This window comes from Synechococcus sp. H70.1 (genome assembly GCF_047502705.1).
Taxonomy (GTDB): domain Bacteria; phylum Cyanobacteriota; class Cyanobacteriia; order Thermostichales; family Thermostichaceae; genus Thermostichus.
The window spans coordinates 1-23,735 of sequence record NZ_JANSIV010000073.1; the positions used below are offsets into that span (position 1 = coordinate 1).

Genomic DNA, 23,735 nt, shown 5'->3' on the forward strand with positions numbered 1-23,735 from the left:
CGCCCCCCCCCCCCCCCCAACCCCCCGGGCGCCCGGACAGGTGAAACAGCCCCCGCTCATCGTGCGGGGCGGCGCACCCCCGGTGCCAGATGGACAGGGCAAGGTGTACAACACCGCCGCCCTCTACAGCCCCGAGGGCAAGGAGCTGGCCCGCTACCGCAAGATCCACCTTTTTGACGTCAACCTGCCCGACGGCAACACCTACCGCGAGTCCAACACGGTGGTGAGCGGCAAGGAGGTGGTGGTCTGCCAGGAGGAGCGGCTAGGCACTCTGGGTTTATCGGTCTGTTACGACGTGCGCTTTCCTGAGCTGTACCGCTCTTTGGTGGATCAAGGGGCGGAGGTGTTGCTGATCCCTGCCGCCTTTACCGCCTACACAGGCCGGGACCACTGGCAGGTTTTGCTGCAGTGTCGGGCCATTGAAAACACCTGCTACGTGATTGCGCCCGCCCAGGTGGGCACCCACTACGAGCGGCGGCAATGTCATGGCCACGCCATGATTGTGGATCCCTGGGGGACGATCCTGGCGGATGCCGGCGGCGAAAAACCAGGAGTGGCGATTGCCGAGATTGATCCGGAGCGGCTGCAGCTTATCCGGCGCCAGATGCCTTCACTGCAACATCGTCGTCTGGCCTGCGCTGTCCCTCGCTAGAGATTCTCCTATGCCTTGGCCGCCCCTAGTCCTCTACAGCAAGCCCGGCTGCCACCTCTGCGAGGACTTAGCCAAGAAGTTGCAGCAGATCCCTGAGATCGGCGAGCTGGAAATCCGCGATATTACTGCCAACCCCGCCTGGTGGGAGCGCTACCAGCTGGAGGTTCCCGTGCTCAGTTTGGCCGGGGATCCCGAACGGCCTTTGCCACGTCCCTCGCCGCGGCTGACGGTGGCGCAGTTGCGCACTTGGCTGGGACGCCAGTTGGGTTGTCTACCTTAGCGCTTCCCTGCGGGCGGTGTAGCCGGCTTGGCACAAAGCTGCCACGGTGGCCTCGGCATCTTTAACCCAAAATTGGGATCCCAGTCTTACCCAAAGGGTATGGGGATGGGCAACGATAGCTGCCACGACGGGAACGCGATTTTCTTCCTTGGCTTCCGAGCGTTGACGGGTAAGAACCGCCTGCAGACGGTGTCGCTCCTCTACAGTTCCGGCAGCCTCCAGAGGAAGTTCCACCGTAACCCAACTCACCAATTCAATTGGCTGTAAGTCTTCAACAATAAGCTGCAACTGCTCATCCCGCTGATCCAGCTTGGCCCACACCAATAGCCGTTGATCCACCTCTAGGCAACCGCGCAAACGCTTGTAAGTCTTGGGGAAGATTACCGCTTCGCAAGTGCTCGTCAGATCTTCCAGTTGCAAAATCGCCATGCGCTCCCCTTTCTTGGTGGTTGCGGTTTTGATGGCGGTCACCAGAGCTAGAATGCCAACTGAGGCATCAGGTGGATAGGCCTTCAAATCAGCAAGGCTAGCGAGAGCTAGTAGCCGTACTTGCTCTTGAATCCGCCGCAGGGGGTGGTCTGAAACGTAAAAGCCCAACAGCTCTCGCTCTAGCCTCAGCTTTTCTTGCGGTGGAAAATCCTCAGTAGCCGGCCCGCGCGGTACCTCAACAAATCCCTGGCCATTGCTGCTTTCGCCTCCTAATAAATCAAATAGGCTGGCCTGGCCAATGGCGTTAAACTTAGCCCGCTCTGCTGCCCAACTGAGGACGGGATCCAGATCCGCCATTAACTGTTTGCGGTTGCGGGAAATACAATCGAAAGCGCCTGCACAAATGAGTGACTCAATAGCCCGGCGGTTAACGATGCGCAGATCGACCCGCTGGCAAAAGTCGGCCAAAGAGGTGAAAGGACCACCAGCTTGGCGAGTAGCCAGAATGTTTTGAACGGCTCCCTCGCCTACATTCTTTACTGCCCCCAGACCAAACAAAATGCTGGATCCCTGAGGAGTAAAGTCCAGGCCGGAGCGGTTGATGTCAGGCGGCTCGATTTGGATTCCAATGGATAGACAGTAGGTAATGTAGCGCTGGACTTTATCCTGATCCCCACTTACAGAAGAAAGCAGTGCCGCCATGTATTCTGTTGGGTAGTTGGCTTTCAGGTAAGCAGTCTGGAAGGTAATCAATCCATAGGCCGTAGAGTGAGATTTGTTGAAGCAATACTCGGCGAAAGCAACCATTTGGTCAAATAGCTCCGTGGCTACTTCTTTAGCTACACCTCGCTCGACTGCCCCTTGGACAAACTGCTCGCGATGTTTCTCCATCTCGGAGACCTTCTTTTTCCCCATCGCCCGCCGCAGCAGGTCGGCCTGGCCCAGGGTATAGCCGGCCATGTCCTGGGCAATGCGCATGATCTGCTCTTGGTAGAGAATGGCGCCGTAGGTATCTTGAAGGATTGGCTTGAGGAGATCGTGGACGTAGGTTACTGGCTTGCGGCCATGTTTGCGATCGATAAAGTCTGGGATCATGCCCGTATCCAATGGCCCCGGTCGGTAAAGAGCCAGGACCGAGGAAATATCCTCCAGATTAGAGGGCTTGAGCTCTCGCACCACCTGCTTCATACCGGAAGATTCCAGCTGGAAGATCCCTTCCACCTCCCCTTTTTCCAAGAGTTGGTAAGTTTTTGGATCATCCAGGGGCAGGTTGTCCAGATCGATGGCAACACCTCTGTGTTCTCGAATTAGCTCCACAGTTCGTTGGATCAAGGTAAGGTTGCGCAGCCCCAAAAAGTCCATCTTCAACAGACCCAGAGACTCAATGTCTTCCATCGAGTACTGGGTAATGATTTGGCCTTCGTTGTTGTACTGCAAAGGCACAATTTCATCCAAGGGATCCTTAGAAATAACTACACCGGCAGCATGAACTCCAAAGGTTTTGTTGGTGCCCTCCAGCAATCGAGCTAGATCAATCCAGCGGCGAGTAGTTGGGTCTTTCTCGTATTTTTCCTTGAACTCTGGGGCAGGAGTATTCTCGCTGATCATCTCCTCTAATTTTGCTGGCTTGCCCCGGGACACTGGGATCAACTTTGCCATTTTGTCAGCTTCGGCATAGGGAATGTCCAGCACTCGGGCAACATCCTTGAGAATAGCTTTGGAAGTCATGCGGTTAAAGGTGATGATCTGAGCTACTCGCTCTTGACCATACTTGCGGGTTACGTATTCGATCAGCTCCCCTCGCCGCTCGATACAAAAGTCGGTATCGATATCCGGCATTGATTGCCGTTCTGGGTTGAGAAAACGCTCGAAGAGCAACCCGTATTTGACGGGGTCAATATTGGTAATCTGTAGGGCATAGGCCACCAGGGATCCGGCTGCTGAACCGCGGCCTGGGCCCACTGGGATCCCGTGTTCACGGGCATAGCGAACATAGTCCCAGACTACCAAGAAATAGCTGGAAAACCCTTTTTGCTGGATGATATTCAGCTCAAAGCGCAGGCGCTCCTGATAGTTTTGGGGAATCTGATCCGGATGGGCGACACCGCAGCGCTTTGCCAAGCCTTGCCAGGCCAACTCAGCAAGGTAGCTATCGGCAGAATAACCCGGAGGAACCGGGTAGTCGGGCATGCGTATTTCCCCAAACAGGTCATAATCCTCGATCTTTTCCAGCACTTTGAGCGTATTGGCAATTGCCTCGTCGATGACCTCCTGCTCGAGGTGATCGCGGCAGAGGCGGCGCATTTCTTCTGGACTTTTCAGGTATTCCGTCCCAGTGTAGCGAAGGCGATTTTTTTCGGTGAGAGATTTGCCTGTTTGGATGCAGAGCAGAGCATCGTGGGCCTCCACATCCCAGCAAGAAATAAAGTGAGTATCGTTGGTGAGGATGATCGGGATCCCTAGTTCGCGAGCAATGCGCACCAATTGCACGTTGACAAAGCGGTCTTCCCGGTAGCCGTGATCCTGGATCTCAATGTAGTAATCATCTCCAAACTGTTCCTGATACCAAGCAGCCACTTGGCGAGCAATTTCTGGCCGCCCCTGCAAAATGGCCTGGGGCACTTCCCCAGCTAGACAGCCGCTGGTCACGATCAACCCCTCCTTGTATTGGGCCAAATACTCTTTGTTGATGCAGGGGCGAGCAAAGATCCCCTTGCCTTGAACGCCGTGGAGATGGGAAATGGTGGTTAGCTTCACCAAGTTTTTGTAGCCCTGGGTGTTCTTGGCTAGGACCACTTGGTGATACTTGGGATACTTGCGGCTTTTGTCTCGAATATCGCCGTTGATCACATACATCTCGTTGCCAATGATTGGCTTGATCCCTTTGCTTTTACACAGTTTCACCAGCTCAATGGCCCCGTACATGACGCCGTGATCGGTTAGGGCCAGTCCTGGCAAACCCATCGCCACCACCTGCTCAACCAAACGCGGCAGTTGGCTAGCCCCGTCCAGAAGGCTGTACTCGCTGTGCAAGTGCAAGGGAACAAAGGCCATGGCAAGACTTCGGATAGAGGGATCCCTTCAACCTTAACCCAGCGCCCCTTTTTCCAGTTGTCGCCAGCTGCCGCTACAGTAAAGTCAGGCCGACGTTTTCTCCCTTTGCTTGAATGGAGACTCCCCTTCGCCTTACCCAGTACTCCCATGGTGGCGGCTGCGGCTGTAAGATTGCCCCAGCTCTGCTGCAGCAGATTCTCAAGGAGCTGCCCCTCCTCTGGTCGGATCCAGCCTTGCTAGTGGGGGCTGAAACGAGCGACGATGCCGCCGTCTACCAACTCAACGACGAGCAGGCTCTAATCCTAACCACCGACTTTTTCATGCCCATCGTCGACAATCCGGTGGATTTTGGCCGCATTGCTGCAGCCAACGCCCTCTCTGACGTTTACGCAATGGGGGGTAGGCCCATTCTCGCCCTCGCCATTTTGGGCATGCCGGTCAACACCCTGCCCCTGGCAGCCATTCGGGAGATCATGGCCGGGGGAATCCAGGTCTGCCAGGAAGCCGGGATCCCTTTGGCGGGGGGGCACTCCATCGATTCACCCGAGCCCATCTTCGGTCTGGTGGTGGCAGGGCTGGCCCACCCGCAGCACATCCGCCGCAACGCTACTGCCCAGCCCGGCGACGACCTCATCCTAACTAAGCCGCTGGGGATCGGGGTGATGACCACGGCCCTGAAAAAGGGCCAGCTCAGCGCAGCGGGCTATGCAGAAGTTTTGCAGGTGATGACCCAACTTAACCGCATCGGCCCACAACTGGCGCGGCGACCCCAGGTTCACGCCCTAACCGATGTAACGGGGTTTGGTCTTTTGGGGCACTTGCTGGAGGTCTGTCGTGGCTCAGGGGTAAGCGCTGAGTTAGATCTGGCTGCTATTCCCTTTTTGCCCGAGGCCCTCTCCTTGGCGGAGGCGGGGATCTTCCCAGGCGCAGCCCGTCGCAATTGGCAAAGCTATGAAGGCGTAGAGGCCGACTCTCTGCTGGAGTGGCAGCAGTTGCTCTTGGCGGATCCGCAAACCAGCGGGGGCTTACTGGTGGCGGTGGATCCCGCCTTCACGGCAGAGCTTTTGCAAGAGCTCCACAGCGCCGGCTACTCCTATGCCCGCCGCATTGGCCACTGCCAGGCCGGCGAAGGGATCGCCATTCGGGTTGTCGGCGAGATCCAAACCCCCCGCCAGTAGCTTGGGGGAAGGCCACGTTTGGCCCTCTCCCCCCAATCTATGAAGATTTGGTCAAGCAGAGCTGCGAAAGTTGAAGATCTCATGTAAGGGGAAGGGGAGCTGAGATATCTTAAAGAGGTATGAACGAGCCCTCTCCCAACAGCCACAGCCTGGTTCCCTGGGTTGAGCCAGGGCAGCTAATTCGCAGCCTCAGCAGCGGCCAACTGCTGATGGTAGACCCCCAGCGGCCCAATGCCTTGATCATCTGCAAGACGTTCCATGCTGAGTTTGCCGGGCCAGGGGCTGCAGTGGGAGGGCCCTTGGATGTGGAGTCGAGCAGCGTGATCCCAATTGGGGATGTGGCTCTGTTGCATCCCCAGGGCTATCAAGAGCGGCAAAACGCCTATGCCAAGCGGCTGCACTGGATGCGGTGGCTACAGCAGATTACCGACAATCCTCTGCCGGCCCGGCGGGCGCGGATCTTGCTCTTTAGCTTAGAAGAATTTTTCTCGGCGGAGCTGGTCAGCCAGTTGCCGGATGAGGTTTTGGCGCGGCTGGTGGGGGTGCTGCCCCAGACCATTGCTGCAGCCCGCAGGAAACTAACACCCCTCGCTAGCCCCAGCTATTCTTTGACCGGCTAAGTTAGCTTCCTAGGGGTGCTGGTCTGGCCTCAGGGTTTTCCGTTGGGGTAGAGCCGGTTTAATCCTTTGCGAGCCTTGGCGTGGATATCCAGGGTGGTATTCATTTTTAGAATTTGCCGGTAAACCTGCTCAGCTCGAGCCGTTTCCCCCTCCTGTTCCAGCTTCTCGGCCAGCTTGAGCAAGCTCTGGGCTGAAGGATCGCCCAGGGATCCCCCCTGCAGTCGCTGCAGCTCTTCTAGGCGCTCCAGCACCATTGGCCGCAATAGCCAAGAGTGATCTAAATCCAACACTTCTCGGTAGTAGCGCTGCGCCTCTTTGAAGTTCTTTTGCTCGTCGTAGGCTTCCGCCAGCTGTAGAGCCAGCTCTGCAGTGGGCTGATCCTTAAACTGCCGATGCAGTTGGTGCAAACGCCGCAGGAAGGGGGATCCCTGCTGCGGGTTTTGCAAATCTGGGGCGTGTTGAACCGGCAGATAGTTGGCCTTTTGGGCGGAGTGTTCCCCAGAAGAGGCAGCCTCTGGTGCTAGCGGTTGCAGGGGTACCTGACGGCTAAGGCTTTTGGGAGCAAGGGGTTTGGAGACCCCAATTGGCTGATCCTGAGAAGAGGGGGAGGGGCTGGAAGGCGGGACCGGCTGCGGCAAGGGAACGGTCTTATGAGTTGGGGGTTGGGGGGGTAGCTGCTTCAGCTCCCCAGGGGTGGAGGCCTGAAAGGGAATTGCTTTGGGAGTCTCCTTGCGCTCTTGGGCCAGTTCTCGATAGAGAGCGGCTAGTTGAAGGTAGCCTGCTTCCTCGTAGGCAGTGGCCAACCAACGGGCGTTTTCAGGGCTAGGATCGGCGCGATATGCTCGCCGCAACAACTGCAAAGCAGTGCCATAGTTGCGCTCTCGAATGGCTGCCTGCCCCAAGCTGGCTGACCTGGCCCCAGTTGTATCGCTAGCCATACCTGTTGCGCCTCCCTGTGTGCCGATTCCTTGGCCTTAGCATAACGTTGACTGCTAGGAAAGAGGTCTCTTGTTGGCAAACACTTTTAGCCAATAGCCAATATTGACTGGCTGGAATGTTGGGGCAAGGAGATCTGGATGTAAGGCGTACTTTCAAGCTAGCCTGTAGTCAAGGCTTCAGCAGCAACAGATGCCGGCGGCAGGATGATTCAAGACTTTCGAGAGCGGTACCCCATGGGCAGCTTGCTCACTGATCTGTTGCGCGTGGAGGAAGGGATCTACATCGTCAAAGCCCAGGTGGTGGTGAACAACACCGTTTTGGGCAGTGGCATGGCCGGCTCGAACACTATTGAAGAAGCGGAAGATGCTGCCTTAAAGCGTGCTCTTCAGCATGCAGGATTTGGTCGCCCTACCTCCTCCCTGAGTTTGGGGCTGGACGCCGCCACGTCGAGGACCCCCTATCTGCCCACTCCCAGTTGGCCAGCTCCTAACCTGGGCAATGGACAAGCCCCCCCTTCCCCTACCCCTTCAACCCCTGAAGCAGCAGGGATCTCAGCCCGATCCCAGTCGCTTGCAGAGCTGTCCAACCTCAAGGAAGCGGAGACGCAAAGCGACGATCTGTCGGATCTCATCGCGCAAACAGACGTGGAGATGCAGCGCATTGGCTGGGGTCGCAAAGAGGGCCAAGAGTTTTTGGAACGTCGCTTCCAGAAAAAATCTCGCCACCAGCTGACTGAGGCTGAGCTGCGGGAGTTCTTGCGCTATCTCAAACAGCAGCCCTCCCGCCTTAGTAGTGAGCCCCGCTTCTAGCCTGCCTCTCTTTAGGCGCAAGCTAGGGCGCTCCCACAATCACTGTTGTATCCTGCATTGTCTTGACCACCGTCTCTCCCCCTTCTAGGAGCACCACCTGCCGCTCTGGCACCGATACCCTGGCCACTTGGGCAGTTTGGTAGTCTTGCCCAGTCTGCACAACTGCAGGAATGGTGGCAGGGGCAGAAATGAGAGCAAAGGACTCGCCGCCAATTTGGATAAACCCAGAAACCTGCACGCTGCGGGCAAAAGCAGCCGGATCTGGGGTGGGGGTGGGAGGCGGCGTGGCCCCTGCTGTAGGTACTTCACCTTCGGGTGGAGGGGGAGGCAGTTCTGGAAGGGGCGGCAGATCTGGGAGCGGCTCAGGAGCCCGCACGTTCTGGGGCACAAAGGGATCCGCCCGTCCCGCTCCGCTCAAAGCCCGCTGCGTTTCCTGCTCCCGGTCCGCCGGTCGGATCAGACTGGAGGCAGGTGGGAGGGAGGCCGGCGGAGGTTGGTCAGGGGCAGTTTGGCCAAAACCTGCAGGCAGACCTGCTGCCTGTTGCCGGGCAAGAGCCTGTAGCTGGCTGGCTCCACGGGCCAAGGTGGCGTTTAGATCCTGCTCCCAGCGGCCGGCAGCATTTAGCCGCATGATCACAGGGCTGCTGCCGCCGCGAAACTCCACCCAGACTTCTGCTTCTGTGTTACTTAGCCGACGGGAGCGGAGGATGCGGGATCCCGGCGGCAAAAGTGGCTGCAGGGCCAGCTCTGCGTCCGGCACCGCCGAGGGGGCGTTGGCCAAAGCGGGAGACAAGCAAGGGGATAGGCACAACAGGCCCACCGTCGACCCCAGAAGGATTCCAAGCAAAGCCAGTTGACGAGCCATAAAAACCATTGGGGGAGAGCCTCACGTCTAAAGTATCCAAAATCCTCGCCCTAGGGCCAACTCAACTTGCCTTCAAGGCAGCAAAGTTTGCCATAATTAAGTGGGAATCCGTAACATTTATTAACAGCATGACCCTTCCCACTTTGGATCCCACCAACCCTACCCACTTGCAGGAAATTGCCGAGCGGCTGCGCAGCCCACGGGCAGCGGATCGGATGCTGGCCTTGGCCCAGCTGCGGGACGTGCCAGCAGAGCAGGCAGTGCCCCTGATTTTGCAGGTCATTGATGATGAAAACTTACAAGTGCGCTCTTTCGCCGTTTTTGCGCTAGGGGTCAAGCAAACTGACGCCTGTTTGCCCAAGTTGGTGGAGATCCTCACCCAAGACCCCGACTACAGCATTCGCGCCAATGCAGCAGGCGCTTTGGGCTACCTAGAAGACCCGCGGGCCTTTGAGGCGCTGGTGCACGCCTTCTACGAAGATGTGGAATGGCTGGTGCGCTTCAGTGCTGCCGTGGCTTTGGGCAACTTGAAGGATCCACGGGCCTACGACGTCTTGCTGCAGGCCCTAGAGGGACCGGAGGTGTTGCTGCAGCAGGCAGCCATTGCTGCTCTGGGAGAACTAGGGGATCTGCGGGCTTTGGATCACCTCCTGCCCTTTGTCCAATCGGAGGATTGGCTGGTGCGGCAGCGGCTGGCCCAGGCCCTGGGGAATCTGCCCTCGCCCAAGAGCGTTTCCGCTCTCCACTATCTGGCGAGAGATCCCCACGATAGTGTGGCGGCAGCAGCTTTAGATTCCTTGCGGCGTCTGCAGCAAAGGGGGTTCTCGGAAACTCCACCACCGCCTCAGGCGGAGGCAAGTTAGCGTGAAGGTAGCCCTGCAGTTGACAAGCCAACGGCCTCTCTCCATCACCCGTAGACCGGGCGAGGGAGGACGGGGCGAATTTACAGCCGCCGCAAGGAGTAGAACACCGCTCCATTTTGGCAGGCGGCTGCTGTCAGCCCAAGCAGCAGGAGAAAATCCGCGCAGGCGGGTGGCTTTGACAGATCCTTGCTAGGTCTTTGCGGTTGCAGCTCCTTGAAGGTTAGGGTGACTCTTAGAGCAACCTCCTCCCGGAGGGTTAACTTGCAGACTAGGCCAGGGGTTGTTGCATAGTGGTAGTAGGGTCGTTCTTTACTCGAGAGCCGTGCTTCCTCCCCAGTTGCTTGCTCCTGCAAAGCAGGAGGGAAGGGTTACTGTGCGGCGTTTCTCGGTGAGGATCAAGAGGGTCTGAGAGTTTCGGGAACTGCGGGACTTTTTGGCAGGGGATCCTCATGGTAACTGGTGCTTCAGAAGGAACTGGCTCTCGCTCGCGGCCCCGCATTGTGGCAGCCCTTTCCGGGGGAGTGGACAGCTCCACCGTGGCAGCTATTCTTCATGAACAGGGCTATGCCGTCGAGGGGGTAACTCTCTGGCTAATGCGGGGGAAGGGCCAGTGCTGCAGCGAGGGCCTGGTGGATGCTGCTGCCATTTGTGAGCAACTGGGGATCCCGCACCACATTGTGGATAGCCGTGAACTCTTCCAAACCAACATTGTTGATTACCTGCTGGCTGGCTATGCGGCTGGGATCACACCGCTGCCCTGCTCTCGCTGCAACAAGCTGGTCAAGTTTGGTCCCTTGCTGAGCTATGCGCAGGAGAAGTTGGGCATCTCCCAGATTGCCACTGGCCACTACGCGCGGGTACGTTTCAACGCTGAGCTGGGACGCTACCAACTGCTGCGGGCGGTGGATCGCCAAAAGGATCAGTCTTATTTTCTCTACGATCTCAGCCAAGAGCACCTGGCCCATAGCCTCTTCCCCTTGGGCGAGTACACCAAGGCCCAGACCCGCCAGATTGCTGCGCGCTATGGTTTGGTTACAGCGAATAAGCCTGAAAGCCAGGATCTGTGCCTAATCGAGACCTATGGCTCGATGCGCAACTTTTTGGAGCAGCACCTAGGGGAGAGGCCGGGGGAAATTGTCGATACCCAGGGGCGAGTTTTGGGATACCACCAGGGCATTCACCACTACACCATTGGCCAGCGCAAGGGGCTGGGCATTGCTGCTCCTCGTCCGCTCTACGTGGTGCGCCTTGATGCAGAGAGGAATCGCGTGGTGGTGGGAGAACGGGAGGAGGCCACCCAAGGAGAAGCCTGGGTGCAGCAGGTCAACTGGGTGTCAATCCCAGCGCCCACAGAACCCTTGGAGGTAGAAGTGCAGGTGCGCTACCGTACCCCTGCTGTGCGGGCTACTTTGATCCCAGAATCGTCGGAGCGCGTAAAGTTGCAATTTGCCGAGCCGCAGTTTGGCGTCACTCCCGGCCAGGCCGCTGTTTGGTACCAGGGGGATCTCCTGCTGGGAGGTGGCATTCTGGAGCGCCCTTCTTCCTAGCTGAGAGTTTGCCGGAGCAGAGAGAGGGGCAGCCGCGGCTAGAGTCGGTCGGTTGTGGCTAGGGAGGCCCATGCGTTTGGCTCTCTACCTGCGCTTGCTGCTGTTGTTGGCGCTGCTGGCCCTGTTTACAGGCCTGATTGTTTGGCTAATTCAGTCGTTTCTCGATCTCTACTACGCCACCCGCTACCACCCCCTTTTAGGAGGTCTGTTGGTTGGGGTGCTGACACTGCTGCTGCTGGTGTTTCTGGCAGCTTCAGTCTACTACTTGTTCCTCTTCGGCCGAGCTTCCTCCCCCCCACCTCCGGGCCTCCCTAAGCCAGCCCCACCGGCAACTCCAGCCGAAAAGTGGGAGGCGGCCCGGCGCAACCTAGCCCAGCTGGAAGCTCAAGTAGCCCAGATTCAGGATCAGGTGGCCCGAGCAGCGCTGGCAGAACGGTCGGCCCGTTTAGCCCAGCAGTTAGCCCAGCCTCAACTGAAGGTGGTAGTGTTTGGCACTGGCTCAGCGGGCAAAACCTCCCTGGTGAACGCTCTGCTGGGGCAGCAGGTAGGAGCAGTAGGGGCTACCCTAGGCACCACGCAAGCGGTGACCGTCTACAACTGGAACTTGCCTGGGATCCTCCACCCAGTGCAGATCGTGGACTGTCCAGGCATTCTGGAAATTGGGCCAACAGGAGTAATGCGGGAAGAGGAGGCCCAGGCTCAGGCCCGGGCTGCTGAGCTGCTGTTGGTGGTTGTGGATGGGGATCTGCGCCAGTCGGAGGCGGAGCCCCTGCGCCGCCTTCTGGCCCTGGGCAAACGGGCCCTACTGGTGCTTAACAAGATTGACCGCTACACCCCTGAGGAACAGCAGCTTCTGCTCCAACGGCTGCGGGAGCGGGTTTACCCCCTTATCCAACCGGAAGATGTGCTGCCAGCTGCTGCCAATCCGGCCCCCGTGCGCCTGGGATCCCAAATCTGGCAGCCGCAGCCCGAGGTAGCAGCGGTGCGGGATCGCGTCCAGGCGGTGCTCTATGCTGAGGGGAGATCCCTGGCCTTGGACAATGCCCTCCTGCAATCCCAGCAATTGGGCGAGGAGGCCAAGCGCATTCTCCAGGCGCAGTTGCGCCGCCAGGCCGAGGAAGTGGTCGATCGCTTCCAGTGGATTGTAACGGGGGTGGTCTTTGCCAACCCAATCCCAGCGCTGGATCTGCTGGCCATTGCCGCCCTCAACGCCCAAATGGTGGTGGAGCTGGGATCCCTCTACGGCTGCAAGATGAACCTCCAGGAGGGGCGGGAGCTGGCCTTGTCCCTGGCTAAGACCCTGGCCGGCTTGGGCCTAGTGGAAGGGGCGATCCAGCTCACCACCGGGATCCTAGCTACAGTGGCTGAGGTTAGCGTCGTTGGCTTTTGGCTGACGGCACCCATCCAGGCGGCCAGTGCTGGCTACCTCACCCGCATTGCCGGCAAAAGCTTCATTGAGTACTTCCAGCGCAACCAAAGCTGGGGAGAAGGAGGCATGCAGGCGGTGGTCAGGGCCCAGGTGGAGAGCGCCCAGAAATCCGGCTGGCTCAGGGAGTTTGTCCGCCAGGCCTGGGAACGGGTTTTCCGCTCTCGCTAATCCCTGCCGGCAATAAGCCAGCTCCCTCTGCCCCAGGTAGTGGGAACCGCCCGTGGGCAGCAGCAAGTTGGGGAGCACCCCGCAAGTGGCTTCGCGCTGACCCGGGGAAAGGTGGCACAGCCAAGCTTAGCCCTGCACCAACTTGCCCTGGGAAGGGGGAAGTTAGATGGCTCCCGACCCCTTGCTGTAGGGTGTTGCTTCTCGTTATCCTAGTAAAGCTGAAAAATTGGGGAAGTAGCTGAGGTGAGCCGTGGCTAAAAAGAGCATGATCGAGCGGGAGAAAAAGCGCCAGCGCTTGGTTGAAAAATATCGCGAAAAGCGTCAGCAGTTGAAAGCGGCGCTGGCTGATCCCAACCTCGACCAGGCCACCCGCATGGAGCTGCATGCTCAACTGCAAAAGCTGCCGCGCTCCAGCTCACCCACTCGCCTACGCAACCGCTGCTGGAAAACCGGCCGTCCTCGGGGCTACTTCCGCGACTTTGGCCTCTGCCGCCATAGCTTGCGGGAGATGGCTCACCGCGGCCTCCTACCAGGCGTGGTCAAAGCCAGCTGGTAGCCGCCGGCAGCCGCTTGTAACTGGTCTGAAAAAGCAAGCGCTTTCTTCGCCCCCTTGGGGAGCTCCTCGTGGCCCTAAAGCCCTTCCAGATTTGCGACGACGATCTCACCCCCGACCTGGTCAAAGACCTGGCCGGAGAAGCCTACCTGGCAGTGGACACAGAGACAATGGGCCTAGTCCCGCAGCGGGATCGGCTCTGTGTGGTGCAAATGGCCAACGCGGCCGGTGAAGTGGTGCTGCTGCGGCTCAACCGTGGCGTCAAGCAGGCCCCCCGCTTGGCCAAGCTGCTGACGGATCCCGGGATTGAGAAGATTTTCCACTATGCCCGTTTTGACCTGGCCATGCTGCGCTACCACCTGGGGATCCAGGTGTGGCCGGTCTTCTGCACCAAGATTGCCAGCAAACTGGCCCGCACCTACACCAGCAAGCACAGCCTCAAAGATGTGGTGAGCGAGCTGTGTGGGGTTGAGTTGAACAAGGCAGCCCAGAGCTCCGACTGGGGAGCTGTCCACGCCCTCTCAGCGGAGCAGTTGGAATATGCAGCCAACGATGTCCGCTACTTGATCCCGGTGCGCCACAAGTTGGCCCAGATGCTGCAGCGGGAGGAGCGCTGGGAGCTGGCGCAGCGTTGCTTCCACCACCTTCCCACCCTGGTCGAACTGGACTTGCTGGGGTATAGCAACGTCTTCGAGCACCAGTAGCTGCAGCCCCCGCAACTGAATTAGTTGGCCAGGTCGGGGAAAGTAGCCCGCAGGGCTGGGTGGATGAGCTTGCCAGAGCGGATGTTGAGTCCTTTGGCCAACGCTGGATCCTGCTCCAGGGCAGCGCTCAAGCCAAGGTTGGCCAACTTGAGGATGTAGGGGAGCGTGGCGTTGACCAAAGCCTGGGTTGAGGTCCAGGGGACAGCGCCCGGCATGTTGGGAACGCCGTAGTGCAACACGCCGTAGGCTTCGTAAACCGGCTGGGCATGGGTGGTGACCTTGGTGGTGGCAATGCACCCTCCTTGGTCCACTGCTACGTCCACAATCAGGGATCGGGGCCGCATCTGGGCCACCAGCTCCTCCCTCACCAAAATCGGCGCCCGCCTGCCCGGCACTAACACCGCTCCCACCACGAGATCAGCTTCGCGAACGCACTCCTCGATGCTTTGGGGGGTGCTGTAGAGCAACTCTACTCGCGATCCAAAAATGAGCTCCAGCTCATTGAGTCGCTGCAGGTTAATGTCCAGAATCTGGACCCGCGCTCCTAGGCCCACAGCTACCTTGGCCGCCTCGGTGCCCACAGTTCCTCCACCCAAAATTACCACTCGCCCTGGTGGCACGCCCGGGATCCCGCCCAGCAATACGCCCCGCCCCCCCTGTTGGCGGGTGAGGTAGTGGGCCCCAAATTGCACTGAGAGCCGCCCCGCAATCATGCTCATGGGCATCAGGAGGGGCAGGGAACCATCGGCCAGCTCCACTGTCTCGTAGGCCAGGCAGGTGGCCCCCGAACGCAACAGGACTTGGGTTAGCTCGCGGCTGGCCGCTAAGTGCAAGTAGGTAAACAGGATGAGATCTGGATGGAGCAGCGGGTACTCCGCAGGTAGGGGCTCCTTCACCTTCACCACCAACTGCTGCTGGTAGATCTCCTCAGGAGTGGCGGCCAGTCTGGCCCCCGCCTTCTCATAGTCCTCGTCAGTAAAGCCGGCCCCCCGGCCCGCTTGAGTTTCTACCCACACTTGGTGCCCCTGCTCAGTTAGAACCCGCACCGCCGCCGGTGTCAAGCCGACGCGGAATTCTTGCTCTTTAATCTCCCTGGGCACGCCAATGCGCATAGGGATCCCTGCAGGACTGCCTTCCAGTCTAGACAGACTCTCCCTGCAAAGGGATCCCCGCTCTGGCTAGGAAAGCAAGAATTGTAACTAGCGGGGTCAGCCATACTCCCTCGCCAGTGCCCCTTGAAAATCCCTCTACGCGCAGGGGGGTCTCTCTCAAGCCCCAATCTAGGGCAACTCAGAGAAAAAGCCTGCGCTTTCAGCGTAGGGAGGAAGCTACTAGAGTGTAAGCGTGGTTTATGGCACAGAATCTATGACCCCTGTCTCCGCTGCTGCTACGCCTACTGTTCCAAGGACAACCCTACTCGACGTCTGGCAGGTTCTGGCTGAAAAGTTTGCTGACCAGATTGCCCTCAGGGATCCCCATGCCCAGCCAGTCTTTGAGATTTCTTACGGGCAGCTGTTTCGTCGCATTCAGACCTTGGCTGCCGGTTTGCAGGCTTTGGGCATTCGCTCCGGGGATCGGGTGGCCATTTTTGCTGAGAATTCCCCCCGCTGGCTAATGGCGGATCTGGCCACGCTGTTTACGGGAGCGGTCAATGTGCCCCGCAGCGCCGTGGCGGATCCAGCTGAGCTGGGTTACATCTTGCGCCACTCCGGCAGCACGGCTTTGATTGCTCAGGATGTGAAGACCCTAAGGCGGGTGCAGCCGGTTGTGCAGGAGCTGGGCCTGGAGCGGCTGCTGCTGCTTTCTGATGAAGAAGAGGCAGGAGTATTGAACTTCTCTCAGTGGCTGCAAAAAGGGCAAGAACACCGCTACGAGCGGCCGCAGTTGGAGCGCTCCCAGTTGGCCACCATCATCTACACCTCTGGCACCTCTGGTCGCCCCAAGGGGGTAATGCTCAGCCACGGCAACCTCATGCACCAGGTGGAAAATCTGCATGTGGTGGTGCAGCCCCGCCCGGGGGAGAAGGTGCTGACCATTCTGCCCACCTGGCACTCCTACGAGCGGACCTGCGAGTATTTTCTCCTCAGCCAGGCCTGTACGCTGATCTATACCAACCCTCGCTCTATCAAGCAGGATTTGCAACAGGAGCAGCCCCACTATCTGGTGGCGGTGCCCCGCATCTGGGAGACCATTTACGAAGGGATCCAGCGGCAATTGAGGGAAAAAAGCCCTTTGATGCAGCGGCTGATCCGCACCTTGATGGCAGCCAGCGAAAGCTACGTGCTTGCCGGGCGGATAGCCCGCAACCAGTCAATTTTGCATTACGATGTCAGCCCTTGGGTGCGCCTGCGGGCCCGCCTACAACAGGGGCTGCTCTGGCCAGTCCACCGCTTGGCCGATGCGCTCATCTACCGCAAGGTGCGGCAGGCTTTGGGCCCCAATTTTCAACAGGCCATCAGTGGCGGCGGATCCCTGCCCGCCTATCTGGATCTGTTTTACGAGGTGGTGGGCATTTCCATCCTCAACGGCTACGGCCTTACCGAAACCTCGCCAGTGCTGTGCGCGCGCCGTCCCGACAACAATGTGCGCGGCACGGCTGGGCCCCCCTTGCCAGGCACGGAGTTTCGCATTGTGGATCCGGAAACCCGGCAGCCGCTGCCGCCAGGAGAAAAAGGGTTGATCCTGGCGCGGGGGCCACAGGTGATGATGGGCTACTACAACAATCCAGAAGCCACCGCCCAGGTGCTCAGCCCCGACGGCTGGTTTGAAACAGGGGATCTGGGCTGGCTTACCCCCGACGGGCAACTGGTAATCACCGGCAGGGCCAAGGACGTGATTGTGCTGCTTAACGGAGAGAACGTCGAGCCGCAGCCCTTAGAGGATGCCTGCCTGCAATCCTCTTACATCAGTCAGATTGTAGTTGTCGGCCAAGACCAAAAGAAACTGGCCGCCCTCATCTATCCCAACCTGGACGCCCTCAAGGCTTGGGCCGCCGAGCAAGGGATCCCAACTGCTGAGGCCGAGCTGCTGGCCCATCCGCAGGTGCGGGCGTTGATTTTGCGGGAGGTGCGAACCCGCATCCAGGAGCGTCCCGGCTACCAAGCGCACGAGCAAATTGCTGACTTCCGCTTTTTGCCAGAGCCCCTGAGCGTGGAAAATGGCCTCCTGACCCAGACGCTGAAAATTAAGCGCAACCCAGTAGCCGAGCGCTATGCTCACCTCATCCAGGAGATGTATCCGACGGGGAGCTAAGTTTGGGATCCCCGTTGTTGCTCCAGGTAGCGCCGGAAGCTCTCGGGAGGAATGGCCCCCCGGTAGGCACCGCAGTAGTAGAGGGTAAGCACTGCCTTGTAGGCCCAGTCGGTCGGCGCCACGTCCGGGAAGGGACTGGGCAGGGTGTCTGCTTGGTTGGCGGCGCAGGCCTGCAAGATCTGCTCCGTGGTGAGCTGTTCGGCCAGATCGGGGGGCAGCTCCCGCAGGTTGGCCTGGGCAAAAGCAGCACTGGGCAGGCAGAGAGCAGAAAGAGCCGTTGCCCAAAAACTAGGAGTGAGGAGGGATCGCCAGTTCATGGTTTTGGATGGGTCGGCAAGTGTCTCTTTTCCAGGGTAATACGGGCCAACAGGGCGCTTGGAGGCTGTTCTGAGGTTAAGATGCAAAGAACCGGGGAGCGGCACTAGCGAAGATCCGGTCGAGTCTTTGCGGCCAGTGCTGGCCTTTCTCCAAGAAGGCGACAACCCGATCCCTGCTGGGGGCCGCTGGTCTCAAAAACTGGCTGGGTGCAGCAGGAGAAGGGATTCCTGAGGTGCCCCTCCCCTTCCTGGGGGGTGGATGTGAGAGCGCGATAGATCAAGGCCAATGAGCTTATCCAAAGGGCCAAGTTTTGACAGCCTGGATCCGCCGGATCCCAAGCTAATTGATGCCTGTGTGCACTGCGGCTTTTGCCTGACCACCTGCCCCAGCTACCGGGTCCTTGGCAAGGAGACGGACTCGCCGCGAGGGCGCATCTACCAGATGGACGCCCTCAATCAGGGCCAAATCTCTCTCTCGGCAGCAGTGGTTTCCCATTTCGATACCTGCTTGGGCTGCTTGGCCTGTGTTACCGCCTGCCCCTCGGGGGTGCGCTACGACCGGCTGATTGCCGCCACTCGCCCCCAGATCGAGCGCAACTACCGCCGCAACCTGTGGGATCGCCTGTACCGCCAGTTCATCTTCTTTCTCTTCCCATACCCAGAGCGGCTGCGGCCTCTGCTCTGGCCCCTTTGGCTCTACCAAAAAATGGGGATCGGCGCCTGGATCCGGAAAGGGTTGGAAAAAGTCTCCCCGCGCCTGGCGGCTATGGAAGCCCTCTTGCCCCCTCTGGAGGTGGAGCAACTGCTGCCCAAGCGCTACCCGGAGCGGATCCCGGCGGTGGGCAAGCGCCGCTTTCGCGTGGGGCTGATCCTCGGCTGCGTGCAGCGCCTGTTTACCCCCCAAGTGAACGAGGCCAGCATTCGCGTGTTGACCCACAACGGCTGTGAGGTGGTGATCCCGCCGGCCCAGGGCTGTTGTGCGGCCTTGCCCCACCACCAAGGGCAACTGCAGCAGGCAGAAGCCCTGGCCCGCCGGATGGTGGATGCTTTTGCCGGCTACGAACTGGATGCCATCTTGGTGACCGCCTCCGGCTGCGGCCACACCCTCAAGGAGTACGGCCACCTTTTGGCCAGGGATCCCGACTACCAAGAGAAAGCGGCCCAGTTTGCGGCTAAAGTCAAGGATATCCAGGAGTTTCTGGCGCAGGTGGGGCTAACCGCCCCGCTGCAGCCGCTGCAGCCGCATCCCTTGGTGCTGGTCTATCAGGATGCCTGCCACATGCTGCACGGGCAACGGCTCAGCCAGGAGCCGCGGCAACTGCTGCGGCAAATTCCGGGGCTGGAACTGCGGGATCCTGTCGATGCCGCCCTCTGCTGTGGCAGCTCCGGTGTCTACAACCTGCTGCAGCCCCAGATAGCAGACGAACTGGGATCCCAGAAGGTGGTCAACCTGCTCAACACCGGCGCCCAGGGGATCGTCTCTGCCAATATCGGCTGCCGCCTGCAAATTCAGAAGCACCTGCGCCTGCAAGGCAAGGCTGGGATCCCCATTTATCACCCGATGGAGCTTTTGGATCGTGCTCTCCAATTGTCTGGCTAGAGCTTGAGGGCGGCGCGGGGATCGTAGGACTGGATTCGCTGCAGCTTTTCGTAGAGCTCCCGCTCCTCCTCCGAAACACGGGTGGGCAAATAGATCTGCACTACCGCGTAGAAGTCGCCCCGCTCCCCATTGCCCTTGGGAAAGCCCCGCTCTGCCAGGCGCAACTTCCGCCCTGGCTGCATTCCCGGTGGAATGCGCAGCTTCACCACTCCATCCAGCGTGGGCACCTCCACCTGGGCACCTAAAACCGCCTCGCTGGGACTAAGCGGCAGGTTGCAGTAGACGTCGAACCCCTCTAGGCGGTAAAAGGGATGCTCCTTCAACTCAATCTTGAGGTAAAGATCGCCAGCACCCCCGTTGGGTTTGGGGTGGCCCTGGCCGCGCAGGCGAATCCGCTTCCCCGGTGTAATCCCTGGTGGGATGTTCACCTCAAGCACGCGATCCCCGCCCACCCGTAGGCGGCGCTTCCCCCCCTCAAACGCTTCAGCAATGGTGAGCTGGAGGGTGGCCTCTGCATCGTAGTTGGCATTGGCAGAAGCACTGCTGCGGTCTTTGCCGGAGCTGCGCACTCGCCCCAGCAGTTGATCGATAAAATCTTGAAAGTCTTCAAATTGGTCGAAATCGACGCCTCCTCCCGCCCCTCCAAAGTCATTGCCGAAGGAACTTTCGCCAAAGGGGCTGCTGTAGGTCTCTCGCCGGTAGCGAAAGCCGCCCTGCTGGTGGTACTGGCTGAATTGGTCGTACTGCCTGCGTTTGCTGGGATCCGAGAGAACCTCGTAGGCTTCGTTGATGTCTTTGAACTTTTCCTCAGCAGTTTTGTCGTTTGGGTTGACGTCGGGGTGGTATTTCCGCGCCAAGCGACGATAGGCCTGCTTGATCTCTTCAGCAGTGGCCGTCTTGCTGACCCCCAAAATCTTGTAGTAGTCCTTGAAGTTTTGCATGGAGGCGTCCGCAGGCAGAGGGCTAAGGGGTTTTTCCCATCACGAAGAAGAAAGGAGGCGGGCTAGAGACCATCGCCCATCCCCTCCCTCCTCCGTGTTGGCAATAGAAACAGGATCCCTCCGGGCGGGAGGGATCCCCCAGCGGTTACTTGGCCTCCGTGAAGTCGGCGTCAATGACGTCATCGCTGCCGCCAGTGGCCTTCCCTGCGCTGGAAGTGGAGCTAGCGGAAGCGCCAGCTTGCTGATAGAGCTCGCTGCTCATAGCGTAGAGAGCCTCCTGCAGCTCCCGCTCCTTGCTCTGGATGGCACTGTCGTCGTCGCGCTGGATGGCCTCCCGTAGCTCGCGCACCAGGGTCTCGATTTGGCTGCGCTTGCTAGAGGAGATCTTATCTCCCAGCTCCTTCAACTGCCGCTCGGCCTGGTAGGCCAGTGAGTCGGCCTTGTTGCGACGCTCGATTCTCTCGCGGCGGGCACGGTCTTCGGCGGCGTATTTTTCCGCCTCGGCAATCATCCGCTCCACCTCTTGTCTATCGAGCGTGGAGGCGCCGGTAATGGAGATGCTCTGCTCCTTGCCGCTCCCCTTGTCTTTGGCCGTTACCTTAAGGATGCCATTGGCGTCGATATCAAAGGTTACCTCGATTTGCGGCACACCGCGAGGAGCCGGCGGGATCCCTTCCAGCCTAAAGCGGCCCAGAGATTTGTTGTCACGGGCCAACTCCCGCTCCCCTTGGACCACGTGGATTTCCACCGAGGTCTGCCCGTCTTCCGCTGTGGAGAAGATCTCCGACTTGCGGGTGGGAATGGTGGTGTTGCGCGGGATGATCTTGGTGGCGATACCGCCCAGGGTTTCCACCCCCAGCGACAAGGGAGTGACATCCAGGAGCAGCACGTCTTTGACCTCGCCTGCTAGCACGGCGGCTTGAATGGCAGCGCCAACCGCCACCACCTCGTCGGGGTTGACAGTTTGGTTGGGCTCTTTGCCCAGCAGTTCCCTCACTAGGCGCTGCACTGCCGGAATGCGGGTGGATCCTCCCACCAGCACCACTTCGTTGATGTCGGCCTTGGTGAGCTTAGCATCCCGCAGAGCTTGCTCTACTGGTCCTTTGCAGCGCTCCAGCAGGTCGGCGCAGAGGTGCTCAAAGTGGGCGCGGGAGAGCTTCAGCTCCAGGTGCTTCGGGCCATCGGCAGTGGCAGTGATGAAGGGCAGGTTGATGGTGGTCTCTGAAACACTGGACAGCTCAATCTTGGCTTTCTCAGCCGCTTCTGTTAAGCGCTGGAGGGCCTGCCGGTCTTGCCGCAGGTCGATCCCTTCCATGCGCTTGAACTCTTCAGCCATCCAGTCGACAATCTTCTTGTCGAAGTCGTCGCCGCCCAACTGCGTGTCGCCGCTGGTGGCCTTCACTTCAAAGACCCCATCTCCCACCTCGAGAATGGAGACATCGAAGGTACCACCGCCCAGGTCAAAGACAAGAATGGTCTCGTTGGTGCGCTTATCCAAGCCGTAGGCCAAGGAAGCCGCCGTCGGCTCGTTGATGATGCGCAGCACCTCCAAGCCGGCAATGCGGCCTGCATCTTTGGTGGCCTGCCGCTGCGAGTCGTTAAAGTAGGCAGGGACAGTAATGACGGCTTGGGTGACCGGTTGTCCTAGGTAGCGGCTGGCATCTTCCACCAGCTTGCGCAGCACCATGGCCGAGATTTCCTCGGGGGCAAATTCTTTGTTCATGCGGGGTGAGTACAACTTGACATTGCCCCGCTCATCCCGCCGCACCTGGTAGGGAACTCTCTTGGCCTCGGCGCCCACCTCATCGTACTTGCGCCCAATGAACCGCTTGACGGAGTAAAAGGTGTTTTCGGGGTTAAGCACCGCCTGGCGACGGGCCATCTGACCCACCAGGCGCTCCCCGTCTTTGGTAAAGGCGACTACCGAGGGTGTGGTGCGGCTCCCCTCGGCATTGGGAATAACCGTGGGGACACCCCCTTCCATTACGGCGACAACCGAGTTGGTTGTGCCCAAGTCAATTCCTACAACTTTTCCCATCGGCTCCTTCTTCTCCTCTTTGTGTGTACACTACTTCGGTTACCGCCGCCAGCCCATCCGCTTTTGGGGTAGCTTGGCCAGCCAACTTGCGAAAATCTGGCAAATGTTTAGCCATTTCCTGGGTTGATCTTAGCGAGTTGTCTGCCGGCGCCAGGGCGAGAATGCCGCCCATTTCTTGGGGTTGAAAAGCCGACCTATTACGGATCTCCGTACCTGCGGGGTCAAAAAGCCAGATGGCTGCAGCTTTGGCAGTTAGCTTTGGATGAGCTGCAGCGCCTCTAGGCTGCGGGCTACAACGGTTTCAGCTAGGGGCAAGTAGCCCATCTCTTTAGCCAGCGCTTGTCCCTTGGTGAGAGCCCAGCGCAGCACCGCCCGCAGGGCTTCTGCCGCAGCAGCTTTCGGGTACTGGCGGTAGGTCAGGATCCAGCTGTAGGTGACGATGGGATAGGCCCCCACGCCAGCAGGATCCGGCTCAAAGGCCCGCAGGTTCTCAGGCAGCTTGATTTCGCTTAGGGCCAAGGCCGAGGCTTGGGGGGTGGGGAGCACAAACTCGCCGCGGCGGTTTTCCAGGGCCGCCACCGACAGATTCAGGTTGCGGGCATAGACTGACTCCCCATAGCCAATCACCCCTTCGCTATAGAGCATCTGGGCGCTCATGTACCCCAATCCCCACCGGCCACTCCAGGGACATGCTGACACCGATCTCAGCAGCCCAAGCGGGGTCGATGGCAGCTAGGTGGCGGGTAAAGGTGTCGGTGGTGCCGCTGCCGTCAAAGCAGACGGTGATGGGCAGGTCAGGGATCTCCAAATCAGGGTTGAGAGCCAAAATCTGCGGATCCCGCCACTGGGTGATTTGGCCGCGGAAGATCTGCACCAACACCGAGCGGGACAGCTTGAGGCCGGAGCGGATCCCGGGCAGGTTGTAGCCCACGGCAATGCTGCCTGCCGTCATTGGAATCATGACTACACCCCACTTCACCTCGGCAATTTCGGCATCGCTCATGGCCACGTCGCTGGCGGCAAAGTCCACCGTTTGGTCGATAAATTGGGGGATGCCGGTGGCGCTGCCCACCGGCTGGAAGTTGATTTCGACTCTGGGATCCACCTGGCGGTAGTCGGAAAACCAGCGCAGATACAGAGGCCCTGGAAAGGTGGCGCCGGCCCCGTTGATCAACGAGGTCTTGCCGGCAAACTGGCTGTCAGCACCAGGGACAGCCTCGCTGGGTTGGCTGGAGCGGGATCCCTGCTGGCAGGCACTCAGGCCGGCAGCCGTGGCCAGCAACGACAGCAGCATTTCCCGACGGCGGCAGCGAGGCGGTTGAACCATGGCTGGGGCACTCTAAGCTCACCGCCCCGATCCTCCGTCTTGCCCACAGGGTCCTGTCAAGGGTTGTCCTCTGGAGTTCTGGGAAGCACCGGCGGGGGCAAGTTGCCGCAGGGTTGGCTGGGATCCAGGCGGTCGCCTCTAGCCCCAGACCACAGAAGACAGAGCCCAAG

21 protein-coding genes are annotated in these 23,735 nt (G+C 59.5%); 12 read left to right on the forward strand and 9 right to left on the reverse strand.

The window, feature by feature from the left end; all coding sequences use genetic code 11:
* Positions 1-652, forward strand: a 652-nt coding sequence (locus NW827_RS05070; protein ID WP_414503407.1) for a carbon-nitrogen hydrolase family protein, incomplete at its 5' end; no start/stop codon positions are given.
* 10 nt (positions 653-662) lie between these two features.
* Entirely contained in the window at positions 663-932 is a 270-nt protein-coding gene (locus NW827_RS05075) for a glutaredoxin family protein (RefSeq protein WP_414361080.1), read from the forward strand.
* On the opposite strand, the gene NW827_RS05080 is transcribed toward NW827_RS05075, so the two are convergent.
* The gene (locus tag NW827_RS05080; RefSeq protein WP_414403529.1) at positions 924-4,415 is read right to left on the reverse strand and encodes a DNA polymerase III subunit alpha; all 3,492 of its coding nucleotides are present in this window, start codon (positions 4,413-4,415) and stop codon (positions 924-926) included. The two genes, NW827_RS05075 and NW827_RS05080, sit on opposite strands and share 9 nt — an antisense overlap.
* Positions 4,416-4,528: 113 nt before the next feature.
* Here NW827_RS05080 and selD point away from each other — a divergent pair, with 113 nt between their 5' ends.
* On the forward strand, positions 4,529-5,593 hold the full coding sequence (gene selD, locus NW827_RS05085; RefSeq protein WP_414403530.1) for a selenide, water dikinase SelD: 1,065 nt from the start codon (positions 4,529-4,531) through the stop codon (positions 5,591-5,593).
* Positions 5,594-5,712: 119 nt separating this feature from the next.
* Positions 5,713-6,213, forward strand: a complete 501-nt coding sequence (locus tag NW827_RS05090; protein ID WP_414503408.1) for a hypothetical protein — start codon at positions 5,713-5,715, stop codon at positions 6,211-6,213.
* A 29-nt stretch (positions 6,214-6,242) separates the two neighbouring features.
* Here the strand turns inward: NW827_RS05090 and NW827_RS05095 are convergent, their stop codons facing one another.
* A complete protein-coding gene (locus NW827_RS05095; RefSeq protein ID WP_414403532.1) occupies positions 6,243-7,151 on the reverse strand; it encodes a hypothetical protein in 909 nt (302 codons plus the stop codon).
* 204 nt (positions 7,152-7,355) lie between these two features.
* Here NW827_RS05095 and NW827_RS05100 point away from each other — a divergent pair, with 204 nt between their 5' ends.
* Entirely contained in the window at positions 7,356-7,961 is a 606-nt protein-coding gene (locus tag NW827_RS05100) for a hypothetical protein (RefSeq protein WP_414361089.1), read from the forward strand.
* A gap of 22 nt (positions 7,962-7,983) precedes the next feature.
* Here NW827_RS05100 and NW827_RS05105 read toward each other — a convergent pair whose 3' ends face one another.
* Positions 7,984-8,754, reverse strand: a complete 771-nt coding sequence (locus NW827_RS05105) for a hypothetical protein (protein ID WP_414503409.1) — start codon at positions 8,752-8,754, stop codon at positions 7,984-7,986.
* Between the two features lie 200 nt (positions 8,755-8,954).
* Here NW827_RS05105 and NW827_RS05110 point away from each other — a divergent pair, with 200 nt between their 5' ends.
* From NW827_RS05110 to NW827_RS05130, 5 genes are all read left to right on the forward strand, one after another.
* Positions 8,955-9,689, forward strand: a complete 735-nt coding sequence (locus NW827_RS05110) for a HEAT repeat domain-containing protein (protein WP_414403534.1) — start codon at positions 8,955-8,957, stop codon at positions 9,687-9,689.
* Between the two features lie 449 nt (positions 9,690-10,138).
* Entirely contained in the window at positions 10,139-11,236 is a 1,098-nt protein-coding gene (mnmA, locus tag NW827_RS05115; protein ID WP_414503410.1) for a tRNA 2-thiouridine(34) synthase MnmA, read from the forward strand.
* A gap of 70 nt (positions 11,237-11,306) precedes the next feature.
* Positions 11,307-12,833 carry a DUF697 domain-containing protein gene (locus NW827_RS05120; RefSeq protein WP_414403536.1) on the forward strand — a complete coding sequence of 509 codons (1,527 nt, stop codon included), beginning with the start codon at positions 11,307-11,309 and terminating at the stop codon, positions 12,831-12,833.
* 250 nt (positions 12,834-13,083) lie between these two features.
* Positions 13,084-13,389 (forward strand): 30S ribosomal protein S14, encoded by a 306-nt coding sequence (gene rpsN / locus NW827_RS05125; RefSeq protein WP_414361099.1) that lies wholly within the window; start codon positions 13,084-13,086, stop codon positions 13,387-13,389.
* Positions 13,390-13,457: 68 nt separating this feature from the next.
* Positions 13,458-14,090 carry a ribonuclease D gene (locus tag NW827_RS05130; protein WP_414361101.1) on the forward strand — a complete coding sequence of 211 codons (633 nt, stop codon included), beginning with the start codon at positions 13,458-13,460 and terminating at the stop codon, positions 14,088-14,090.
* A 20-nt stretch (positions 14,091-14,110) separates the two neighbouring features.
* On the opposite strand, the gene ald is transcribed toward NW827_RS05130, so the two are convergent.
* Positions 14,111-15,202 (reverse strand): alanine dehydrogenase, encoded by a 1,092-nt coding sequence (gene ald / locus NW827_RS05135; protein ID WP_414361103.1) that lies wholly within the window; start codon positions 15,200-15,202, stop codon positions 14,111-14,113.
* Between the two features lie 253 nt (positions 15,203-15,455).
* Between ald and NW827_RS05140 the strand changes: the two genes are divergently transcribed.
* Complete coding sequence (locus NW827_RS05140; RefSeq protein ID WP_414503411.1) at positions 15,456-17,342, forward strand: AMP-dependent synthetase/ligase; 1,887 nt, start codon at positions 15,456-15,458, stop codon at positions 17,340-17,342.
* Here NW827_RS05140 and NW827_RS05145 read toward each other — a convergent pair.
* The gene (locus tag NW827_RS05145) at positions 17,339-17,659 is read right to left on the reverse strand and encodes a hypothetical protein (RefSeq protein WP_414403538.1); all 321 of its coding nucleotides are present in this window, start codon (positions 17,657-17,659) and stop codon (positions 17,339-17,341) included. The two genes, NW827_RS05140 and NW827_RS05145, sit on opposite strands and share 4 nt — an antisense overlap.
* A gap of 286 nt (positions 17,660-17,945) precedes the next feature.
* On the opposite strand from NW827_RS05145, the gene NW827_RS05150 reads away from it, so the two are divergent.
* Positions 17,946-19,259, forward strand: coding sequence for a (Fe-S)-binding protein (locus NW827_RS05150; RefSeq protein ID WP_414403539.1), 1,314 nt, complete (start codon positions 17,946-17,948; stop codon positions 19,257-19,259).
* Here NW827_RS05150 and NW827_RS05155 read toward each other — a convergent pair.
* From NW827_RS05155 to NW827_RS05170, 4 genes are all read right to left on the reverse strand, one after another.
* The gene (locus tag NW827_RS05155; RefSeq protein WP_414361111.1) at positions 19,256-20,200 is read right to left on the reverse strand and encodes a DnaJ C-terminal domain-containing protein; all 945 of its coding nucleotides are present in this window, start codon (positions 20,198-20,200) and stop codon (positions 19,256-19,258) included. The genes NW827_RS05150 and NW827_RS05155 overlap by 4 nt on opposite strands.
* A gap of 145 nt (positions 20,201-20,345) precedes the next feature.
* Positions 20,346-22,238, reverse strand: a complete 1,893-nt coding sequence (gene dnaK, locus NW827_RS05160) for a molecular chaperone DnaK (protein WP_414361113.1) — start codon at positions 22,236-22,238, stop codon at positions 20,346-20,348.
* A 252-nt stretch (positions 22,239-22,490) separates the two neighbouring features.
* The gene (locus NW827_RS05165; protein WP_414503412.1) at positions 22,491-22,895 is read right to left on the reverse strand and encodes a hypothetical protein; all 405 of its coding nucleotides are present in this window, start codon (positions 22,893-22,895) and stop codon (positions 22,491-22,493) included.
* Complete coding sequence (locus tag NW827_RS05170; protein WP_414503413.1) at positions 22,873-23,565, reverse strand: phosphate ABC transporter substrate-binding protein PstS; 693 nt, start codon at positions 23,563-23,565, stop codon at positions 22,873-22,875. Before NW827_RS05170 ends, NW827_RS05165 begins: the two co-directional genes overlap by 23 nt.
* Positions 23,566-23,735: the final 170 nt, after the last annotated feature.